Origin of the sequence: Pseudomonas sp. A6 (genome assembly GCF_052367875.1) — a bacterium.
GTDB classification, from domain to species: Bacteria; Pseudomonadota; Gammaproteobacteria; order Pseudomonadales; family Pseudomonadaceae; genus Pseudomonas; species Pseudomonas citronellolis.
On the sequence record NZ_CP198970.1, the window covers coordinates 4499397 to 4518304 of the forward strand.

Here is an 18908-nt window from a genome sequence, read left to right on the forward strand (position 1 = left end):
CGAGGAAAATCCCATGCGACCACTCCTGCGCACCGCCATCGCCCTCGCCGGCCTGGGCCTGGCCGGCAACGCCAGCGCGCTGAACATCCTCCTGACCAACGACGACGGCTGCCGCGCGCCGGGCATCGCCGCGGTCTACCAGGCGCTGAGCGCCGCCGGCCACCAGGTCACCCTGGTCGCGCCGGACACCGACAACAGCGGCATAGGCGCGGCCAGCGTGGTGCTGCCCGGCCAGGCCCTGGCCATCCAGCGCCTGGCCGACCGCCAGTACTGCGTCGGCGCCCCGGCCGGCTACGCGCTGCCGGCGGGCAAGAACATGGCCATCGGCACCCCGGTGGACGCGGTGAACGTCGGCCTCGACCTGCTGCTCAAGGACAACCCGCCGGACCTGGTGGTCTCCGGTAGCAACTTCGGCGACAACGCCGGCCCGCTGATCCAGCTGTCCGGCACCCTCAACGCCGCGCTCTGGGCCATGCGCCGCGGCGTGCCGGCCCTGGCCGTGTCCACCGCCATCGACCTGCCGCTGATGCAGCGCGACCAGAAGGCCGCCCTGCAACGCACCCTCGACGCCCAGGCCGACAGCGCCCGGCTCGCCGTGCGCGTGCTCGACCGCGCCCTGGCCAGCGGCCGCGCCGCCCGGGAGCGCTGCAGCAGCGGCAAGGACAAGGCCGCCTGCAAGCTGAACCTGCTGGGCCTGCCGGCGGGCCAGGGGCTGAACCTCAACTACCCGGCGCGCCAGGCCGCCGAGGTCCGCGGGCTGGTCTACGCGCCGGTCAGCGACTGGTCGCCGATCGTCTTCGCCGTGCAGGGCGACAAGGACGGCGCAAGGGTGAACCTGGCGCGGCCGAGCGAGCCGAACGAACGCCAGCGCAAGGAGGATGCCTTCCTGCTGACCCAGGGCTACGCGGTGCTGAGCGTGGTGGGGACGGACCTGAATGGCAGCGGCGACGGGGAGCGCCGGGCGGAGGGGTTGCTGGAGGGGGTGAAGCCCTGAAAGTGGTGTTTTTTAGGTGCTCGTCTGGGGCATGGTGTTTCGGTATGAGTCCGCACCCTCACCCCAGCCCTCTCCCTGAAAGGAGAGGGAGCTTGGTCGTGCCGGCGGGGAGCATGGCCTACGCCGGATACTTCGCGCTTGCCGGCTAACTGTGGAGTACCCACGCACGCCGAACGGTCCCCTCTCCCTCCGGGAGAGGGTTAGGGTGAGGGGCGGGCGCAACCCCGCGCTCCGTCCTATGGCCAAGGTCAAACGGCGGATAACGTGGAACGTTATCCGCCCTACGCAAAGGTCAAGCCTGGCGTAGGGCGTATAACCGTTCGCGGTTATACGCCGCTACACCTGCCCCGCCGGCAACGCCTTGGCCGAATCTGGGAGGATGCAAGGGGGCCTCTGGTCCTTGGGTGCCAAGCCTTGCGCCGGAGCGGAATCGAAGTCCGTAACCCTCTCCCCAGCCCTCTCCCTGAAGGGAGAGGGAGCTTGTCCGTGCCGGCGGGAAGAATGGCCTACGCCGGGTACTTCGCGCTTTCCGGCTAACTGCGGAATAACCACGCACTCCGAACGGTCCCCTCTCCCTTCAGGGAGAGGGTTAGGGAGAGGGAGCGGAATCGCCCCGGAACACCACTGCCACAGGTGACTCCCATTCGCGAGCAAGCCCAAACCTCAACGCAACGGCGTCCCCACCCAAAGCACCTGCGTCACCTGCCCCTGGTGGAACTGGTCGAAGTTGTCGTCGGACACCAGCACCAGGCTGCGCCGCCCGTCCGCCGTGCGCGGCCCCCAGGCCATGCCCTCGAGCAGGTCCAGGCGCGGCAGGCGCAGGTCGGCGAAGTCCAGCAGCAAGTGCTTGCGCCCCGGGCGGAAGTCCGCGCCGGCCAGGCGCGAGATGTTCAGTACGTCGCTCGCGCCGTCCAGGTCCAGCTGGTACAGGCGCACCCGCGATTCCATGCGCCCGCCGCCGCGGATCAGCACCACCCGCTCCAGCACCAGCAGATGGCCGTCGTCCAGCGCGAGGATTTCCGACACGCTGTCCAGGTCGCGCGGGTGGCTGCTGTCCGCCGGCAATGGGTCGAGCGGGTAGGCCACCTGGCGCAGCGCCCTGCCCTCGCGGTCGAGCTGGGTGAAGCGGGCGTAGGCGCCGCTCTTGCGCGTCGGCGGTTCGCCGTCCTGGTACAGCGGGCCCTCCATGGCCAGCCACAGGCTGGCGCCGTCGGCGGCGAAGCTCAGGCCCTCGAACGAGAGGTTGTCGCGCACGCCGTTGGCCGCGAACATCGCCGGCAACGCCAGCACCCGCAGCAGGCTGCCGTCGCGGGTGGCCTGGCGCAGGCTGGGCGGCACGCCTTCACCGGGGTTGCCTTCGCTGGTGTACCAGAGGCTGCCGTCGCGCGGGTCGATGCGCAGCGACTCGAAATCCGGCACCTCGCCCGGCGCGCCGCCGGCGTGGCGGGTCTTGCTCGGGTAGAAGGAGCCGTCGGCCTGGCGCCAGAGGATCACGTCCTCCAGCTTCACCGCCTTCGGCCCCACATCCAGCCAATAGGCCCGCGCCGGGCCGTGCTCGGAAGTGTCGTCGCTGATCGCCAGGAAGCGCTGCGAACGGCTGTCGTAGTCGATGCCGGACAGGCCGCCGACAGTGGTGTACTGGAAGCTCTGGCGCAGCGCCAGGCGCTGTTCGCCGAGCAGCGCCCAGCCGTCGGCGGCGCTCGTCTGGGCCGCGCCGAGGGCGGCGAGCAGGGTCAGGCCGGGCAACAGGCGCCGGCCGTGGCCGAGGTTCATCGGCAACTCCTTGTGCTGGGGATTCAGGCGTGGGCGGCGAAGCTGTCCGGCTGGTTCAGCACGCAGCGGATGCCGCCGGGCAGGGCCATGCTGGCCACGCACTGGTTGCAGTGGTTGCAGCCGTTCGCGTAGCCCTCGCCGCGCTCGCGGACGTTGCGCACCAGGTCCGGGTCGCGCAGCAGGGCGCGGCCCAGGGCGACGAAGTCGAAGCCTTCCTGCATGGCCCGCTGCAGGCTGTCGCGGGTGCTCACCCCGCCCAGGTACACCAGCGGCATGTCGGTGGCCTGGCGCACCCGCCGGGCCTGGTCGAGGAAGTACATCTCGGCGTAGGGCGAGCTGGCGAACAGGCGCCCGCCGAACCACTTCATGGCGGTGCGCTGCAGCGGGTTGCGCTCCAGCGGGATCATCCGCTGCAGCGGGCTTTCGCCGCGGAACAGGTACATCGGCGAGCGGCTGGTGAAGCCGCCGCTCATCACCAGCGCGTCCAGGCCATGCTCGGCCAGGCGCTGCGCGGCACGGCACGACTCGTCGATCTCCAGGCCGCCGGCGAAACCGTCGCTGAGGTTGAGCTTGGCCAGGATCGGGAAGCCCTCGCCCACCGCCTCGCGCACCGCCGCCAGCACTTCCAGGGGCAGGCGCAGGCGGTTGTCCAGGCTGCCGCCGTAGGCGTCGCTGCGGCGGTTGGTGGCCGGCGAGATGAACTGGCTGAGCAGGTAGCCGTGGCCCATGTGGATTTCGATGGCGTCGAACCCGGCGCGCTTCACGAAGGCCGCGGCGGCGCGGTATTCGTCGAGTGTCTTGCGGATGTCGGCGCTGCCCATGGAGCCGGCGAAGGGCACCCCGCTGAACAGCCCGTACTGGTTGATGCAGGCGCTGGGCCCGCGCGGGCGCGGGATGTTCAGCGGCCGGGTGCGGCTGAAGAAGCCGCAGTGCGCCAGCTGCGCCGACAGCGCCCCGCCCTCGCGGTGTACCGCGTCGGCCAGTTGGCGCAGCTGGGTGAAGATGCCTTCGTGCATCCACATCTGGTCGGGGAAGGTCAGACCGTCCGGCGAAACGCCGCAGTAGGCCACGGTGGTCAGCCCGACGCCGCCGCGGGCCATGCGCGCGTGGTGCGCGGCCAGCTCGGCGCCGGGCACCCCGCCGGGGCACATGCCTTCGAAGGTGGCGGTCTTGATCACCCGGTTGCGCAGGCCTAGCCCGGCCAGGCGGGTGGGGCTCAGCACCTTGTCCAGCGCGTCTTGCGGGGTCATCTCAAGCCTCCTGGGCGGTGAAGGGGACGAACTCGGCGACTTCCAGCTCGAAGCCGGACACCGCCTTGTAGGCCACCGGGAAACTCATCAGGCGCATCCTGCGCACGCCCAGGTCGCGGAGGATCTGCGCGCCGACGCCGAGGGTGCGCTGAGGGAAGCGCGGCGGCTGCAGGCGCGGCCCCTGGGCCAGCTGGTCGAGGATGGCGGCGGCGCTTTCCTGCTGCGCCAGCAGCACCAGCACCCCGCGCCCCTCGGCGGCGATGCGCGCCAGGGAGCGGTCCAGGTTCCATTGCTGCGGCCCGCGCGGCGGCTCGCCGGCAAGCAGGTCGCGCAGCGTCTCCACCGCCTGCACGCGCACCAGCACCGGCTGCGCCGGGTCGACCTCGCCACGCACCAGGGCCAGGTGCAGCACGTCCTTGAAGGCGTCGTGGTAGGCGCACACGCGGAACGGGCCGTGGCGGGTGTCGATGCGGTACTCGGCGCTGCGGGCGATGGTGCCCTCGTGGAGGATGCGGTGGTGGATCAGCTCGGCGATGCCGCCCACCGGCAGGCCGTGGCGCAGGGCAAAGGCGCGCAGGTTTTCGCCGCGGGCATTCTCGCCGTCCTCGTCGAGGATGCCGGCCAGCAGCGCCGCCGGCTGCAGCCCGGCCAGGCGCGCCAGGTCGCAGGCCGCCTCGGCGTGGCCGGCGCGGCTCATCACCCCGCCGGGCAGCGCGCGCAGCGGGAAGACGTGGCCGGGGCTGACCAGGTCGGCCGGGCCGCTGGCCGGGTCCACCGCCACCTGCACGGTACGCGCCCGGTCGGCGGCGGAGATGCCGGTGCTGATGCCCCGCGCCGCCTCGATGGAGACCATGAAGCCCAGCCCCTCGCCACGCGGGCCGGCTGTCATCGGGCTCAGGCCGAGGGCGCGGCAGCGCTCGTCGGTCAGGGCCAGGCAGATCAGCCCGCGGGCCTCGCGGGCGAAGAAGTTCAGCGCGGCGTCGTCGATGAATTCGGCGGCCTGCAGCAGCATGCCGTCGCCCTCGTCGTCCTCGCCGTCGACCAGCACCACCGGCTGGCCACGGCGCAGCGCCTCGATCAGGTGCAGGGGGCTGTCCAGGGCCATGTTCGCCTCCTCAGGCCAGGGCGTCGCGCAGCCAGGCCGCGGCTTGGTTCAGGTAGCCCTCGGCGCGTGGCGCATAGGGCGCGAAGCTGGCGAAGCCGTGCAGCATGCCCTCGGCGCGCACCAGGCGCACGTCGGCGCCGGCGGCGCGGGCACGTTCGGCGAAGGCCTCGCCCTCGTCGCGGAGAGGGTCATGGGAAGCGCTCAGCAGCAGCGTCGGCGGCAGCCCGCCGAGGTCGTCGGCGTGCAACGGCGAGGCCAGGGAATCCAGCGGCGCCGGCCACTGGCCCAGGTACTGGCGCCAGAACCAGTGCATCATCTGCGCTTCGAGAAAGTGGCCCTTGGCGAATTCGCCATAAGAAGCGCTGGCGCATGCCTGGTCGGTCACCGGGTAGAACAGGCACAGCGCCCGCGGCCGCGGCCCGCCGCGCTGGCGCAGCAGGCGCGCGGCGGCGATGGCCAGGTTGCCGCCGGCGCTGTCGCCGGCCAGGGCCAGGCGCTCGGCGTCCACGCCCAATTCGGCGGCGCGCGCCACCAGCTCGCAGGTGGCCTGGTAGCAATCCTCCGGCGCCGCCGGGAACGGCGCTTCCGGCGCCAGCCGGTAGCCCACCGAGGCCACCGCCGCGCCCGTGGCCAGGGCCAGGCGGCGGCACAGGTCGTCGTGGGTGTCGAGGTTGCCGGCGACGAAGCCGCCGCCGTGGAAGAACACCAGCAGCGCCAGGCCGTCGGCGGCGCTGGGCCGGTACAGGCGCGCCGGCAGCTCACCGGCCAGGCGCAGCTCGCGCACCTCTTCCAGGGCCAGCGGCGCAGAGCCCAGGCCCTGGTCGGCGAAGCCGCGGTAAGTGGCGGCGTCGAGCCGTTCGAAGTCCAGGGCGAAGGCCCCGGCTAATTGGTCCAGAAGGACCTGCATGTGCGGATCGAGGGCCATGTTCGCTCCTTATACGTCGGCCAGCAGGAAGACCGGGTTGGTCTCCTCGACAATGCTTTGCGTGCGCGCCTGCAGCGCCGGCTTGAAGTCCGGGTGCGGCAGTATCCAGAAGCGCTTCTCGTCGATGGCCCGGAACACCAGGGCGGCCAGTTCGTCCGCCGGCATGCCCTGGCGGATGCTGCGCTCCAGCTGTTCGCCCAGTGCCGCGCCGGCCATGCCGCCGGCCTGGTCGGAGGCCATGATGCGGCTGGCCACCGGCCCCGGGCAGAGCACCGAGACGCCCACCGGCGCGCCCAGGGCGGCCAGCTCGTGGTGCAGCACTTCGGAGAGCGCCACCAGGGCCTGCTTGGTCACCGTGTAGGCGGCCAGGAAGGGGCTGGCCAGCAGGCCGGCCAGGGACGCGGTGTTGACGATGTGGGCCGGGCGGCCCTGGGCCAGCAGCCCCGGCACGAAGGCACGCAGGCCGTTGATCACGCCCAGCAGGTTGATGTCGAGCATGCGCCGCCACTGCGCCTCGCTGAGTTCCCAGCTGGCGCCGGTCTGCATCACCCCGGCGTTGTTGAACAGCAGGTCGATGCCGCCGAAGCGCGCCAGCGTCTGCTCGCGCAGCGCTTGCAGGTCGGCCTCGCGGGCCACGTCGGTGACCTGCGCCAGCACCTCGCAGCCCTGCTCGCGCAGCTGCCCGGCCAGGGCCTGCAGGCCCGCCGCGTCGCGGTCGGCCAGGGCCAGGCGCATGCCCTGCCCCGCCGCGTGTTGCGCCAGGCCGCGGCCGATGCCGCTGGCGGCGCCGGTGATCACGGCCACCTGGCCTTGTCGCTCGCTCATCGCTGCTCCGTTTGTCGTTGTTGTCGGTTCGGCTGGCGCTGTTATCGCCGGGCGGGCAGCGCGGGACATCGTCCACCCGGACTAGGGCGCCCTCCTCGTCCGTTCAGACGATGCCGCAGCCGCTCTGGCTTGCAGAATCCGCAGGAGGCCTCTGCCGCCACCCACCTTCTGCCTGCGGCAACCTGATGGGAGAACAACAATGAGTACGCTGCACCGAATCGAAGCCCGGCCCCTGCAGGATCGCTACGCCCGCGGCTGGCACTGCCTGGGCCTGGCCAGCCAGTACCGCGACGGCAAGGCGCACCGCCTGGATGTCTTCGGCACCCGCCTGGTGGCCTTCCAGGGCGAGGACGGCGAGGTGCACATCCTCGACGGCTACTGCCCGCACATGGGCGCCGACCTCAGCGAAGGCTGCGTGGAAGGCAACGGCCTGCGCTGCCCGTTCCACGAATGGCGCTGGGGCGCCGACGGCGTGTGCAACGACATCCCCTACGCCAAGCGCATCCCGCCGCGGGCGAAGATCAAGTCCTGGCCGGTGCTGGAGCAGAACCGCCTGCTGTTCGTCTGGAACGACCCCGAAGGCAACCCGCCCATCGCCGAGCAGGCCATCCCGCGCATCGACGCCTGCTACGACGACGCCTGGGCCGAATGGGAGATGGCCGAGCTGAAGATCGAGACGAACTGCCGCGAGCTGGTGGACAACGTCTCGGACATGGCGCATTTCGACAGCGTGCACAAGGCGCCCATCGACGAGTTCAGCAACCACTTCGAAGGCCACCTGGCGGTGCAGGTGATGCGCGGCCGCAGCGCGCGCCTGTCCGGCGACAGCGAGCTGCGCACCGTGGCCACCTACTACGGCCCGGCCTACCAGATCACCGAGATGACCGGCGCCATGGACGGCCAGTTGATCGAGTCGATCCTGCTCAACTGCCACGTGCCCATCGACCAGAACAGCTTCACCCTGCGCTACGGCGTGCTGGTGAAGAAGCTCCCGGGGCTTTCCGACGAACAGAACCGCGCCATGGCCCAGGCCTACGTCGAGCAGGCGCGCCTGGCCTTCTACGAGGACGTGGCCATCTGGCACAGCAAGACCCGCGTCGACAACCCGCTGCTGTGCGACGGCGACGGCCCGGTGTACCAGCTGCGCAAGTGGTACGAGCAGTTCTACACCGACGTCGCCGAGCTGCCGGCCGGCCTCGCCGACCGCAAGGACTTCATCGTCCGCGCGCGCCAGGCCGAGCCGGCCTGAACCGCCCGTCCCCAGCCTTGCGGGGACGGATTGCCTTTTGCGGAAAGCGCCGCGTACTCTCAGCGGCGCTTTCCAGAACAACAATAAGAAACGGTTCAATCGATGGCACAGTCGCTCACCCTCGAGCAGTTCAGCGGGATGCTCGGCAATCTCTACCAGGGGCCCCTGGAAGCCACGCCGTGGCAGTCCTTCCTCAACGAGCTCAACCAGTTCTTCGAAGCCAAGTACGTCACCTTCATCCTGCGTCCGCCCAGCGACCAGAACGAAGGCCTGATGGTCAACACCAACGGCAGCTCGGCCGAAGTGGTGGCCTCGTACAACCAGTACTATTTCAACCTCGACCCCTTCGTCGACCTGCCCAGCGGCCAGGTGGTGATCCTGGATGAGTTCGTGCAGCGCGACGAGTGGCTGAACTCGGAGTTCTACCGCAACTTCCTCGAACCGGTGGGGGTGTTCCACATCCTCGGCGCCGACATCCGCACCGCCGACGGCGCCCTGTGCCGCATCCGCGTCAGCCGCGGCATCGAATCGCCGGGCTTCAGCCACGCCGACAAGGCCCTGCTGGCGCACTTCGTGCCGCACCTGGAGCGCTCGGTGGCGCTGCACACGCAGATCAACCGCATCGAGACCGAGCGCAACCTCTACGCCGGCGCGGTGGACCAGTTCGCCGTGGGCACCATCATCCTCGACGAGAGCGGCAAGATCCTGCAGACCAACCAGGTGGCCGAACACCTGCTGCGCGAGAAGGACGGCCTGAAGATCAGCGGCGACAGCCTGCAGGTCGGCACCCCGCGCGACTGCCAGGAGTTCCGCCGCCTGGTGAAGCAGGCCCTGCAGTCGCAGAAGGGCGCGCAGCCCTCGGTGGTGGAGGCGATGCGCGTGCAGCGCCCCTCCGGCCGCGCCGACCTGGGCATCATCGTGCGCTCGGTGCCGCTGAGCGAATGGAACGAGGGCAAGCACTGCCCCTCGGTGGTGATCTTCGTCAGCGACCCGGAGCAGGAATCCCGCGCGCCGCAGGAGATCGTCAAGGCGCTGTTCGACCTGACCCCCGCCGAGGCCCAGCTGGCCATGCTGCTGGCCAACGGCCTGACCCTCGACGAAGCCTCGGAGGAACTGGGCATCAGCCGCAACACGGCGCGCGCGCACCTGCGCTCGACCTTCTCCAAGACCGGGGTGACGCGGCAGACCATGCTGGTGCGCCTGATCCTGCGCAGCGTGGCCACCCTGGGCTAGTCCGAGCGGACGATTTGCCGGGCCCGCGCGGCGGTTAGCGTAACCCCGGACAGCAACCGCCGCATGAGGTCCACTGCCATGGTGAAAGTCGCTCCGCTACTGATCGCCTTCGTCTTCGCCGCCAGCCTCGCCGGCGCGCACCTGATGCTGCGGGTCCACGAGCAGTCGCAGCAACTGGCCCAGCTCAACGCGCGGCTGAGCGCCGGCGTGCCCTGCATGCCCGGCGGCGTGATGCGCCTGCTGCCCTGAGCTACCTGGCGAACAGCTGGCCGATGTCCTTGAACGCCTTGAACTCCAGGGCGTTGCCGCAGGGGTCGAGGAGGAACATGGTCGCCTGCTCGCCCACCTGGCCCTTGAAGCGCACGTAGGGCTCGATCACGAAGCGCACGTCGAACGAGCGCAGGCGCTCGGCCAGCGCTTCCCACTGCTCCCAGTCCAGCACGATGCCGAAGTGCGGCACCGGCACGTCGTGGCCGTCCACCGGGTTGCAGTGGGCATTTTCCTGGGACGTGGTGCGCGGGTGCTCGTGGATCACCAACTGGTGGCCATAGAAGTCGAAGTCCACCCACTGGTCGCTGGAGCGGCCCTCCTCCAGGCCGAACACCTCGCCGTAGAAACGGCGGGCGGCGGGCAGGTCGTGGACGGGGATGGCGAGGTGGAAGGGGCGAAGGCTCATGGGTGGCTCCTGGCGTCGACGAACAGGGATCCGTTCATGCTAGGACTGCCTGGCGCCGAACGCACCCGTGCGGCCGCTTGATTTTGGCCATTGGCTGGAGTGACTCACCGCCTGGCCACAAGACCTGCCGACATAGATCAAAAATAAATTAATAAAGAATAATTAAGTATTTCTTGTTCTAAGAAGAGCCCGGCTAGGCTAGCCCCATCCTTCACCGCAGTTCCCTGAGGAGTCGCCATGGACCGCACCGACAACGTCATCGACCTCGCCCGCTACCGCACGCGCCGCCAGGCGCGGCGCATGGCCGAGCTGATGTGGGCGATGTACGCGAGCCGCGCCGGCTTCGGCGCCGCCCAGTGGGTGCAGCAGCAGCGCGACAACGGCATCCGCGAGGCCTGAACGTGGGCCTGCCGCTTTCCACCGATGCCACCGAGGCGGGCCTCGAAACCGCCCCGGCGGCGGCCGACGACCCCATCGGCCAGCGCGTGGCCCACAACCTGCTGCGCCTGCGCGGCAAGCGCAACCTGTCCCTGGACGGCCTGGCCCGATTGTCCGGGGTGAGCCGGGCGATGCTGGCGCAGATCGAATCCGGGCGCAGCGTTCCCTCGATCAAGGTGCTGTGCAAGATCGCCCGGGGCCTGAAGGTCTCGGTGGCGGCCTTCCTCGACGACCGCGCCTTCGACGGCGTGGCCCTGCTGCCGGCGCGCGAGAGCAAGCGCCTGGTCAGCGGCGACGGCGCCTTCGTCAGCCGCGCGCTGTTCCCCTTCGACGTCTCGCGCCAGGTGGAATTCTACGAACTGCGTCTGGCCGGCCTGGCCATCGAGCACTCCGCCGGCCACGCCCCCGGCACCCAGGAGAACCTGGTGGTGGCCCAGGGTGTGCTGGAAATCGCGGTGAACGAAGAACGCTTCCTGCTCGGCACCGGCGACTCCATCCTGTTCTACGCCGACCAGCCGCACAGCTACCGCAACCCGGCCGACAGCGAGGCCGTGGCCTACCTGGTGAGCACCTACGCCGAACGCCTGGACTGAAGCGGCGGCACAAAGCAAAAGGCCCGGCGGGTTTCCCCACCGGGCCTTTCTCGTTCAGCGCGCCGCGGTCAGCAGGTGCAGCACATCATCGGCATGCCGTTGCAGCTCATCATCATCGGCATGCCGCATTCCATCATCTTGTTCATCAGCATGCAGCAGTTCTTGAACATCTCCATGTTCATGCCCTGCATCGGCATCATCTTGCACATCATGGCGTCGCCCTGCATGGAGCACTCCATCATGCACTTCATCGACGGCATGGGCATGCCCATCATCATCGGCATCATGTTCATCATGCCCATCATCGGCATCATCGCCATGCCGGTCTGGGACATGCACATCATCGACATGTTGCCGCAGTGCATCATCATCGGCATGCCGCAGTTCATCATCATCGCCATCATTTCCGCATTGTTGCGGAACATGGCCGCGTCCATGCCCATGGCCGGCATCATCTTGCACATCATGCCGTCGTCCTGCATTTCGCACTGCATAGTCGCCATCATCATCGGCATGCCCATCATGGGCATCATCGGGTTGGCATTCATCGGCATCTGCATTGCATTCATCATGGTGGAACTCCCTGAACTGGACGGAATGGGTAACTGCTGATGGGGCCGATTCTAGGGAGGCCGGCGAGCCGGACAAGCTGGCGGCCCAGCGCCGGTTCGCTTCGCCCGCCACGACGAAAAGCCCGGTGCCGCGGAGCCTTTCGGCGTGGTGATGACGGATTCGACGTCATGGCAGATGCCGCGGATCAAGTGGCAGGGAAAACAGAAACATGGATATGCACTTGAGTGCTTAGCAAATAACCGTAGTGAATAAACAATCTAAGCCCTTCCTCAAGGACGACTGCCGATGCCCCGCCACATCAATCCCGACCATTACCTGGAAACCCCGACGGGCCGGGTCTACACCGCCGAACGCAACGCCGCCGCCTGGGCGCAGGCCCATGCCGAGCTGGAGCGGACGCTGGCCACGGAGGTGCCGGGCACCACGCTGTACCTGGTGATCGGCCTGCAGGGCGCCGGCAAGACCGCCTGGATCGAACGCCAGGCCGCCACGCTGGGCGAACGGGCCTGCTTCTTCGATGCCGCGCTGCCCGGCGCCCGCCATCGCCAGCCGCTGCTGGACATCGCCCGGCGCCACGGCGTGCCGGTGGTAGCGGTATGGCTCGACACGCCGCTGAGCGTGGCGCTGGCGCGCAACCGCCGGCGGCGCGCGGATCACCAGGTGCCCGAGATCTCGATCCGCGCGGTGCACGAGCACTTCGAGGCGCCCCGTGCGGACGAAGGCTACGCGCAGGTATGGGTAGTCCCTGCGGCCGCCAACAAGGCCTGCCCGGTTCTGGTCCGCCAGCGCGAACGGCTGGAGGTACTCGCCTTCCGCCATCCCTTGGCCGGCCTGCAACTGGTCAAGGGCAGCATCGAGCCCGGCGAGGCATCGGGTGCCGCGGCGCTGCGCGAGCTGGCCGAGGAAGCCGGCATCCTCGACGCGCGGCTGGGCGCCGACCTGGGCACCTGGTTCTCCGAGCACGCCGGGCAGGACTGGGCCTTTCACCTCTGCCACAGCCCACGCGAGTTGCCCGACGCCTGGACGCACCATTGCGACGACGATGGCGGCCTGGACTTCGCCTTCTTCTGGCATGCCCTGGACGCGACGCCGGGGCCACAGTGGCACCCGCTGTTCCGTGATGCGCTCGGCTGGCTGCGCGAACGCGCCACGCTGCTCTCGCCCCTGGGCAACGAGGCCTAGGGCACCGCCGGAACTGTTCAGCCAGCAACAGCGAATCAACAAACTGCCCGCCAGCCGACACCCGCGGATACGGCGGGCAGCGCCACAAGGCGCCATCCGCCGCGCAAAGCCCCTCTGGCACAGCACTTGCTCCGCAGGCAGCACCCCGGCCGGCACCCGCCGGTCCCCTCCATTCGAAAAAGACTCCCCGCCACGCGTGCACCCACGGGGCCCTGCCCCTTTCGACGATGGCAACGAGGACACATCATGAGTCTGGACATCTTCTGGTTCTTGCCCACTTCCGGCGACACCCGCTACCTGGGCCATTCCGACAGCGGCCGCCCGGCGACCAACGAATACATGCGGCAGATCGCCGTGGCCGCCGATCAGCTCGGCTACGACGGACTGCTGATCCCCACCGGCGCCAGCTGCCTCGACCCCTGGGTGACCGCCGCCAGCCTGGTGCCGGTGACGCGGCGCATCAAGCTGCTGGTGGCGCTGCGCACCTCCCTGGGCAACCCCACCGCCTCGGCGCGCCAGGCGGCCACCCTCGACCAGGCCAGCGGCGGCCGCCTGCTGCTCAACGTGGTGCCCGGCGGCGACGCCACCGAGCTGGCCGCCGACGGCGTCTTCTATTCCCACGACGAACGCTATGAGGCCTCCGACGAGTTCCTCGGCATCTGGCGGCGCCTGCTCGGCGGCGAAACCGTCGACCACGACGGCAAGCACCTGCAGGTGCGCGGCGCGCAGAACTTCTTCCCGCCCGTGCAGAAGCCCTACCCGCCGCTGTACTTTGGCGGCTCCTCGCCCGCCGCCCACGAGCTGGCGGCCAAGCACGTGGACGCCTACCTGACCTGGGGCGAGCCGCCGGCGGCGGTGGCCGAGAAGATCGCCGACGTGCGCCAGCGCGCCGCCCGCCATGGCCGCACGGTGCGCTTCGGCGTGCGCCTGCACGTGATCGTCCGCGAGACCAACGAGAAGGCCTGGGCCGCCGCCGAGGAACTGATCAGCCACCTGGACGACGCCACCATCGCCGCGGCCCAGGCCAACTACGCGAAGATGGATTCCGAAGGCCAGCGGCGCATGGCCGCGCTGCACGGCGGCGACCGCAAGCGCCTGGAAGTCGCGCCCAACCTGTGGGCCGGCGTCGGCCTGGTGCGCGGCGGCGCCGGCACCGCGCTGGTGGGCGATGCGCAGACGGTGGCGGCGCGCCTGCTGGAATATGCGGCGCTGGGCGTGGACAGCTTCGTGCTGTCCGGCTACCCGCACCTGGAAGAGGCCTACCGCTTCGCCGAACTGGTGTTCCCGCTGCTGCCGGGCAAGGGCCGGGTGACGGTGGAGGGCGTGGTCACCGGCGGCGCCTTCGACGTGCGCGCGGGGCAAGGCAAGGAGCACGCGGCCTGATCGCGCCTCGACGAGCGTAGGCGCCCGCCCGGGCGCGGGGGGCTATCCTGAAGCGGTGACCTTCAGGAAAAGACGAGGAGAGAGCTATGAGCGACCATCCATCGTCCCCGCCCGGCCCCGACTTCGCCCAGGGCGTGCCCCTGGCGGACGTCGTCGAAGGCAGCCCGCTCGCCGGCCACGTCGGCGGCGAAGCGGCGCTGCTGGTGCGCCAGGCCGGGCAGCTGTACGCCATAGGCGCCACCTGCCCGCACTACGGCGCGCCCCTGGCCGAGGGCCTGGTCGACGGCGACACCCTGCGCTGCCCCTGGCACCACGCCTGCTTCCGCCTGCACGACGGGCGCCTGCTCGCCCCGCCGGCGCTGGACGACCTGCCGCGCTGGCAGGTGGACTGCCGCGACGGCAAGGCCTACGTCGGCGCGCCCCTGCCCGCTGCCCCGGCGGACCTGCCGGCCGGTGCTCAGGCACCGGCCTCGGTGGTGATCATCGGTGGCGGCGCCGCCGGCAACGCGGCGGCCCTCGGCCTGCGCCACGAGGGCTACGACGGGCCCATCACCCTGCTCAGCGCCGACCCCGCCGCGCCCTACGACCGGCCCAACCTGTCCAAGGACTACCTGGCCGGCAGCGCCGACCCCGCCTGGCTACCGCTGCGTTCGGCGGACTTCTATACCAGTCAGCGCATCGAGCTGCGCTGCAACACCCGCGTCAGCCACATCGACACGGCGCACAAGAAGCTGACCCTGGCCAACGGCGAAGAGCTGGACTACGGCGCCCTGGTGCTGGCCACCGGCTCGGCGCCGGCGCGCCTGGACGTGCCCGGCGCCGACCTGCCCCACGTCCGCGTGCTGCGCAGCCTCGCCGACTGCGACGAGCTGATCGCCCGCTGCGCCACGGCCCGCCGCTGCGTGGTGGTGGGCGCCGGCTTCATCGGCCTGGAAGTGGCCGCCTCGCTGCGCAGCCGCGGCCTGGACGTGCAGATAGTGGCGCCCGGCGCGCGGCCCATGGAGAACGTCTTCGGCGAAGCCCTGGGCGACATGCTCCGGGCCCTGCACGAGGCCCATGGCGTGGGCTTCCATTTCGGTGCCGGGGTCACGGCGATCGAGGCGCAGCAGGTCAGGCTGTCCACTGGCGGCACGCTGCCGGCGGACCTGGTGGTGATCGGCATCGGCGCCCGCCCCGAGCTGGAGCTGGCCCGCGACGCCGGCCTGAAGCTGGACAAGGGCGTGCTGGTGGACGCCTGGCTGCGCACCAGCGCCGCGGACGTCTACGCCGTGGGCGACATCGCCCGCTGGCCGGACGCCCGCAGCGGCGACGCCATCCGCGTGGAGCACTGGGCGGTCGCCGAGCGCCAGGGCATGACCGCGGCGCGCAACATCCTCGGCCACCAGCAGCGCTTCACCGCCGTGCCGTTCTTCTGGACGCAGCAGTACGACGTCGGCATCAACTACGTCGGCCACGCCGAGCGCTGGGACCGCATCGACGTCGACGGCGACCCCGCCGCCCACGACTGCCGGGTGACCTACTGGCGCGACGGCAAGGCGCTCGCCGTCGCCACCGTGGGGCGCGACCGGCAGAGCCTGGAGGCCGAGGCTGCCTTCGAGCAGCAGACACCCGGCTGACGACTGGCCACCATCGCAAAGCGACCCGCCATGCAAGGACAGGCCCACCTATGAGATAATCCGCGGCCTGTCCGGCATGTCCCCCGCCCTTCAAGCGCAAAAGCCTGGACATCGCGTCCAGATGCTGCCCTTCGCGCACGTCCGCTGGATTCCCCCGGCGCCCATGTCAACGGGCCCGGAAAGCCAACATTGGTATCGAATCGGTATCGGCCCGCTGCCAGACCGGCCCAGCGGCTCGCCAGTCATTGATAGGTAAAACTTTGATTTCCACAGCGAACATCACCATGCAGTTCGGCGCCAAGCCGCTGTTCGAGAACGTTTCCGTCAAGTTCGGCAACGGCAACCGCTACGGCCTGATCGGCGCCAACGGTTGCGGCAAGTCCACCTTCATGAAAATCCTCGGCGGCGAGCTGGAGCCCTCCTCCGGCCAGGTCATGCTGGAAAACGGCGTGCGCCTGGGCAAGCTGCGCCAGGACCAGTTCGCCTACGAGGACTTCTCGGTGATCGACACCGTGATCATGGGCCACGAGGAGCTGTGGAAGGTCAAGGCCGAGCGCGACCGCATCTACTCGCTGCCGGAAATGAGCGAGGACGACGGCATGGCCGTGGCCGAGCTGGAAGTGCAGTTCGCCGAGTTCGACGGCTACACCGCCGAATCCCGCGCCGGCGAACTGCTGCTGGGCCTAGGCATTCCCCTGGACCAGCACTTCGGCCCGATGAGCGCCGTGGCCCCGGGCTGGAAGCTGCGCGTGCTGCTGGCTCAGGCACTGTTCTCCGACCCGGACCTGCTGCTGCTCGACGAGCCGACCAACCACCTGGACATCAACACCATCCGCTGGCTGGAAAACGTCATCACGGCGCGCAACAGCACCATGATCATCATTTCCCACGATCGTCACTTCCTGAACAGCGTCTGCACCCATATGGCCGACCTGGACTACGGCGAGCTGCGCCTGTTCCCGGGCAACTACGACGAGTACATGACCGCCGCCGAACAGGCCCGCGAGCGCCTGCTGTCGGACAACGCCAAGAAGAAAGCGCAGATCGCCGAGCTGCAGACCTTCGTCAGCCGCTTCTCGGCCAACGCCTCCAAGGCCAAGCAGGCCACCAGCCGCGCGCGCCAGATCGACAAGATCCAGCTGGAAGAGGTCAAGCCGTCCAGCCGCGTCAGCCCGTTCATCCGCTTCGAGCAGTTCAAGAAGCTGCACCGCCAGGCGGTGACCCTCGAGAAAGTCAGCCAGGGCTTCGACGGCGTGCCCCTGTTCAAGAACCTGAGCCTGCAGGTGGAAGCCGGCGAGCGCATCGCCATCATCGGCCCCAACGGCATCGGCAAGACCACCCTGCTGCGCACCCTGGTCGGCGAGATGCCGCCGCAGGCCGGCGAAGTGAAGTGGACCGACAGCGCCGACGTCGGCTACTTCGCCCAGGACCACGCCGAGGACTTCGAGGACGACTACAACCTGTTCGACTGGATGGCCCAGTGGACCCAGGGCGGCGAGCAACTGGTGCGCGGCACCCTCGGGCGCATGCTGTTCTCCAACGACGACATCAAGAAGTCGGTGAAGGTGATCTCCGGTGGCGAGCAGGGGCGCATGCTGTTCGGCAAGCTGATCCTGAAGAAGCCCAACGTGCTGCTGATGGACGAGCCGACCAACCACCTGGACATGGAGTCCATCGAGGCGCTCAACCTGGCCCTGGAGAACTACCCGGGCACGCTGATCTTCGTCAGCCACGACCGCGAGTTCGTGTCCTCCCTGGCCACCCGCATCATCGAGCTGTCGGAGAACGGCGTGACCGACTTCAGCGGCAGCTACGACGACTACCTGCGCAGCCAGGGCGTGATCGTCTGATGCCACCCGCAGGGGATGCCGCGCCGGCATCCCCTTCCCCTCCCTTCCCGCAACGCCCTTCCCCACCGTCGATCCGCCGCCCCGCACGCCTGCGAAATTGGCGCGTACCCTGCAAGGATGTCCGCACCGCGGCGGCCGGCCGCGCCCAGGCGCCCGGCAACGCCCGTTCCAGAGGCTGCGTTGGGGGTGGAGAGCACCATGTTGGGGCGATTCGTCTGTTGCGTTGTGCTACTGATCTTCTCACTGGCGGCCGGCGCCGAAACGCTGAACGTCGGCTTCCATCGCCTGACCCTCGACGACCCGCTGGACCACCAGCCGATGCGCGCCATCGCCTTCTACCCGACGCGGGCGCCAACCGCCCCCACCACCCTCGGCCTGTTCACCCTGCCGCTGGCCGAGGAAGCCCCGGCGGTGGCCGGGCGCCATCCGCTGCTGGTCATCTCCCACGGCAACGGCGGCACTCCGCTGGCCCTGCGCGACCTGGTGCTGGCCCTGGCCCGGCGCGGCTTCGTGGTGGTCACCCTGCTGCACCCCGGCGACAACCTCCACGACCAGAGCCGCCTGGGCGCCCTGAGCAACCTCTACGGCCGCCCGCTGCAGGTTTCCGAAGCCATCAGCGCCGCCCTGGCCGACGAGCGCCTGGCGCCGCTGCTCGATCCCCGGCGCATCGGCGTGATCGGCTACTCCGCCGGCGGCGAGACGGCGCTGATCCTAGCCGGCGCCCAGCCACGCCTGGAGCGCCTGCGCCGCTACTGCACGCAACGCCCGGACGACCGCGACGCCTGCAGCGCCGGCGGCGAACTGCTGGCCGACCGCAACGACCTGGCGCCCATGGCCGACCCGCGGGTGGGCGCGGTGATGCTGCTGGCGCCGCTGGGGCTGATGTTCGGCAGCCGCGAACTGGCCGACGTGAACGTCCCGGTGCTGATCTACAGCGGCGACGCCGACAAGGTGCTGGACTGGACGCGCAACGCCGCCGCCCTGGCCCGCAAGCTGCCGCGCAGCGCCGACTTCCACGTGCTGCTGGGCGCCGGCCACTTCGTCTTCATGGCCCCCTGCAACGAAGAGGAAACCGCCGCCACCCCGGGCCTGTGCAAGGACGCCGAAGGGGTGGACCGGGTGGCCATTCATCGCCACCTGATTGGTGATGCACAGCGCTTCTTCGACGAGGCGCTGGAGCCTGAGCAAGTGCAGGCGATGTTGCGCTGAGGTTTGTCGCGGGGGGTGGTGTGGTTTGTAGGAG

The 18908-nt window shown here is 69.7% G+C and carries 18 protein-coding genes and 1 pseudogene; 12 read left to right on the top strand and 7 right to left on the bottom strand.

All coding sequences use genetic code 11. The features are described from left to right. Positions 1 to 13 precede the first annotated feature (13 nt). A complete protein-coding gene (surE, locus tag ACTWJ5_RS19780; protein WP_444436367.1) occupies positions 14 to 994 on the top strand; it encodes a 5'/3'-nucleotidase SurE in 981 nt (326 codons plus the stop codon). Positions 995 to 1657: 663 nt separating this feature from the next. On the opposite strand, the gene ACTWJ5_RS19785 is transcribed toward surE, so the two are convergent. The 5 genes from ACTWJ5_RS19785 to ACTWJ5_RS19805 are packed head-to-tail and all read right to left on the bottom strand — an operon-like array spanning position 1658 to position 6872. Next, positions 1658 to 2767, bottom strand: a complete 1110-nt coding sequence (locus ACTWJ5_RS19785; RefSeq protein ID WP_444436368.1) for an esterase-like activity of phytase family protein — start codon at positions 2765 to 2767, stop codon at positions 1658 to 1660. A gap of 23 nt (positions 2768 to 2790) precedes the next feature. After that, positions 2791 to 4017 (bottom strand): oxidoreductase, encoded by a 1227-nt coding sequence (locus tag ACTWJ5_RS19790; protein WP_444436369.1) that lies wholly within the window; start codon positions 4015 to 4017, stop codon positions 2791 to 2793. Position 4018: 1 nt separating this feature from the next. Continuing rightward, complete coding sequence (locus ACTWJ5_RS19795; RefSeq protein WP_249917013.1) at positions 4019 to 5122, bottom strand: 3,4-dihydroxy-2-butanone-4-phosphate synthase; 1104 nt, start codon at positions 5120 to 5122, stop codon at positions 4019 to 4021. A gap of 10 nt (positions 5123 to 5132) precedes the next feature. Beyond that, entirely contained in the window at positions 5133 to 6047 is a 915-nt protein-coding gene (locus ACTWJ5_RS19800) for an alpha/beta hydrolase (RefSeq protein ID WP_444436370.1), read from the bottom strand. Between the two features lie 9 nt (positions 6048 to 6056). Further along, positions 6057 to 6872 (bottom strand): SDR family NAD(P)-dependent oxidoreductase, encoded by an 816-nt coding sequence (locus ACTWJ5_RS19805; protein WP_256511716.1) that lies wholly within the window; start codon positions 6870 to 6872, stop codon positions 6057 to 6059. Positions 6873 to 7071: 199 nt separating this feature from the next. Between ACTWJ5_RS19805 and ACTWJ5_RS19810 the strand changes: the two genes are divergently transcribed. The 3 genes from ACTWJ5_RS19810 (at position 7072) to ACTWJ5_RS19820 (ending at position 9603) form a co-directional block, all read left to right on the top strand. Next, entirely contained in the window at positions 7072 to 8121 is a 1050-nt protein-coding gene (locus ACTWJ5_RS19810) for a Rieske 2Fe-2S domain-containing protein (protein ID WP_249917016.1), read from the top strand. A gap of 102 nt (positions 8122 to 8223) precedes the next feature. Next, positions 8224 to 9354 carry a helix-turn-helix transcriptional regulator gene (locus ACTWJ5_RS19815; protein WP_116425004.1) on the top strand — a complete coding sequence of 377 codons (1131 nt, stop codon included), beginning with the start codon at positions 8224 to 8226 and terminating at the stop codon, positions 9352 to 9354. A gap of 78 nt (positions 9355 to 9432) precedes the next feature. Further along, a complete protein-coding gene (locus tag ACTWJ5_RS19820; protein WP_261748416.1) occupies positions 9433 to 9603 on the top strand; it encodes a hypothetical protein in 171 nt (56 codons plus the stop codon). 1 nt (position 9604) lies between these two features. On the opposite strand, the gene ACTWJ5_RS19825 is transcribed toward ACTWJ5_RS19820, so the two are convergent. After that, the gene (locus ACTWJ5_RS19825) at positions 9605 to 10030 is read right to left on the bottom strand and encodes a VOC family protein (protein WP_249917017.1); all 426 of its coding nucleotides are present in this window, start codon (positions 10028 to 10030) and stop codon (positions 9605 to 9607) included. Between the two features lie 237 nt (positions 10031 to 10267). Here ACTWJ5_RS19825 and ACTWJ5_RS19830 point away from each other — a divergent pair, with 237 nt between their 5' ends. Both ACTWJ5_RS19830 and ACTWJ5_RS19835 read left to right on the top strand, forming a co-directional pair. Beyond that, complete coding sequence (locus tag ACTWJ5_RS19830; protein WP_249917018.1) at positions 10268 to 10429, top strand: hypothetical protein; 162 nt, start codon at positions 10268 to 10270, stop codon at positions 10427 to 10429. Positions 10430 to 10437: 8 nt separating this feature from the next. Next, positions 10438 to 11061, top strand: coding sequence for a helix-turn-helix domain-containing protein (locus ACTWJ5_RS19835; RefSeq protein WP_249920130.1), 624 nt, complete (start codon positions 10438 to 10440; stop codon positions 11059 to 11061). Between the two features lie 68 nt (positions 11062 to 11129). Here ACTWJ5_RS19835 and ACTWJ5_RS19840 read toward each other — a convergent pair whose 3' ends face one another. Next, positions 11130 to 11633 (bottom strand): hypothetical protein, encoded by a 504-nt coding sequence (locus tag ACTWJ5_RS19840; protein WP_009619475.1) that lies wholly within the window; start codon positions 11631 to 11633, stop codon positions 11130 to 11132. Positions 11634 to 11919: 286 nt separating this feature from the next. On the opposite strand from ACTWJ5_RS19840, the pseudogene ACTWJ5_RS19845 reads away from it, so the two are divergent. The 6 genes and pseudogenes from ACTWJ5_RS19845 to ACTWJ5_RS19870 form a co-directional block, all read left to right on the top strand. After that, positions 11920 to 12282, top strand: a pseudogene (locus tag ACTWJ5_RS19845) (AAA family ATPase); the annotation flags it as partial. A gap of 126 nt (positions 12283 to 12408) precedes the next feature. Continuing rightward, positions 12409 to 12816: an NUDIX hydrolase gene (locus ACTWJ5_RS19850; protein WP_444439625.1), complete on the top strand. Its 408-nt coding sequence runs from the start codon at positions 12409 to 12411 to the stop codon at positions 12814 to 12816. A 246-nt stretch (positions 12817 to 13062) separates the two neighbouring features. Continuing rightward, the gene (gene ssuD, locus ACTWJ5_RS19855) at positions 13063 to 14199 is read left to right on the top strand and encodes an FMNH2-dependent alkanesulfonate monooxygenase (RefSeq protein ID WP_064583543.1); all 1137 of its coding nucleotides are present in this window, start codon (positions 13063 to 13065) and stop codon (positions 14197 to 14199) included. Positions 14200 to 14285: 86 nt separating this feature from the next. Further along, a complete protein-coding gene (locus ACTWJ5_RS19860; protein WP_074985332.1) occupies positions 14286 to 15815 on the top strand; it encodes an FAD-dependent oxidoreductase in 1530 nt (509 codons plus the stop codon). A gap of 260 nt (positions 15816 to 16075) precedes the next feature. Then, entirely contained in the window at positions 16076 to 17665 is a 1590-nt protein-coding gene (locus ACTWJ5_RS19865) for an ABC-F family ATPase (protein ID WP_074985334.1), read from the top strand. 198 nt (positions 17666 to 17863) lie between these two features. Then, the gene (locus tag ACTWJ5_RS19870) at positions 17864 to 18874 is read left to right on the top strand and encodes an alpha/beta hydrolase family protein (RefSeq protein WP_444436371.1); all 1011 of its coding nucleotides are present in this window, start codon (positions 17864 to 17866) and stop codon (positions 18872 to 18874) included. Positions 18875 to 18908: the final 34 nt, after the last annotated feature.

Coding starts and splice junctions, on each gene's coding strand:
- ACTWJ5_RS19830 (WP_249917018.1), top strand. CDS start 10,268: ATGGACCGCACCGACAACGTCATCGACCTCGCCCGCTACCGCACGCGC.
- ACTWJ5_RS19790 (WP_444436369.1), bottom strand. CDS start 4,017: ATGACCCCGCAAGACGCGCTGGACAAGGTGCTGAGCCCCACCCGCCTG.
- surE (WP_444436367.1), top strand. CDS start 14: ATGCGACCACTCCTGCGCACCGCCATCGCCCTCGCCGGCCTGGGCCTG.
- ACTWJ5_RS19795 (WP_249917013.1), bottom strand. CDS start 5,122: ATGGCCCTGGACAGCCCCCTGCACCTGATCGAGGCGCTGCGCCGTGGC.
- ACTWJ5_RS19820 (WP_261748416.1), top strand. CDS start 9,433: ATGGTGAAAGTCGCTCCGCTACTGATCGCCTTCGTCTTCGCCGCCAGC.
- ACTWJ5_RS19785 (WP_444436368.1), bottom strand. CDS start 2,767: ATGAACCTCGGCCACGGCCGGCGCCTGTTGCCCGGCCTGACCCTGCTC.
- ACTWJ5_RS19805 (WP_256511716.1), bottom strand. CDS start 6,872: ATGAGCGAGCGACAAGGCCAGGTGGCCGTGATCACCGGCGCCGCCAGC.
- ACTWJ5_RS19870 (WP_444436371.1), top strand. CDS start 17,864: ATGTTGGGGCGATTCGTCTGTTGCGTTGTGCTACTGATCTTCTCACTG.
- ACTWJ5_RS19825 (WP_249917017.1), bottom strand. CDS start 10,030: ATGAGCCTTCGCCCCTTCCACCTCGCCATCCCCGTCCACGACCTGCCC.
- ACTWJ5_RS19800 (WP_444436370.1), bottom strand. CDS start 6,047: ATGGCCCTCGATCCGCACATGCAGGTCCTTCTGGACCAATTAGCCGGG.
- ssuD (WP_064583543.1), top strand. CDS start 13,063: ATGAGTCTGGACATCTTCTGGTTCTTGCCCACTTCCGGCGACACCCGC.
- ACTWJ5_RS19860 (WP_074985332.1), top strand. CDS start 14,286: ATGAGCGACCATCCATCGTCCCCGCCCGGCCCCGACTTCGCCCAGGGC.
- ACTWJ5_RS19815 (WP_116425004.1), top strand. CDS start 8,224: ATGGCACAGTCGCTCACCCTCGAGCAGTTCAGCGGGATGCTCGGCAAT.
- ACTWJ5_RS19840 (WP_009619475.1), bottom strand. CDS start 11,633: ATGATGAATGCAATGCAGATGCCGATGAATGCCAACCCGATGATGCCC.
- ACTWJ5_RS19810 (WP_249917016.1), top strand. CDS start 7,072: ATGAGTACGCTGCACCGAATCGAAGCCCGGCCCCTGCAGGATCGCTAC.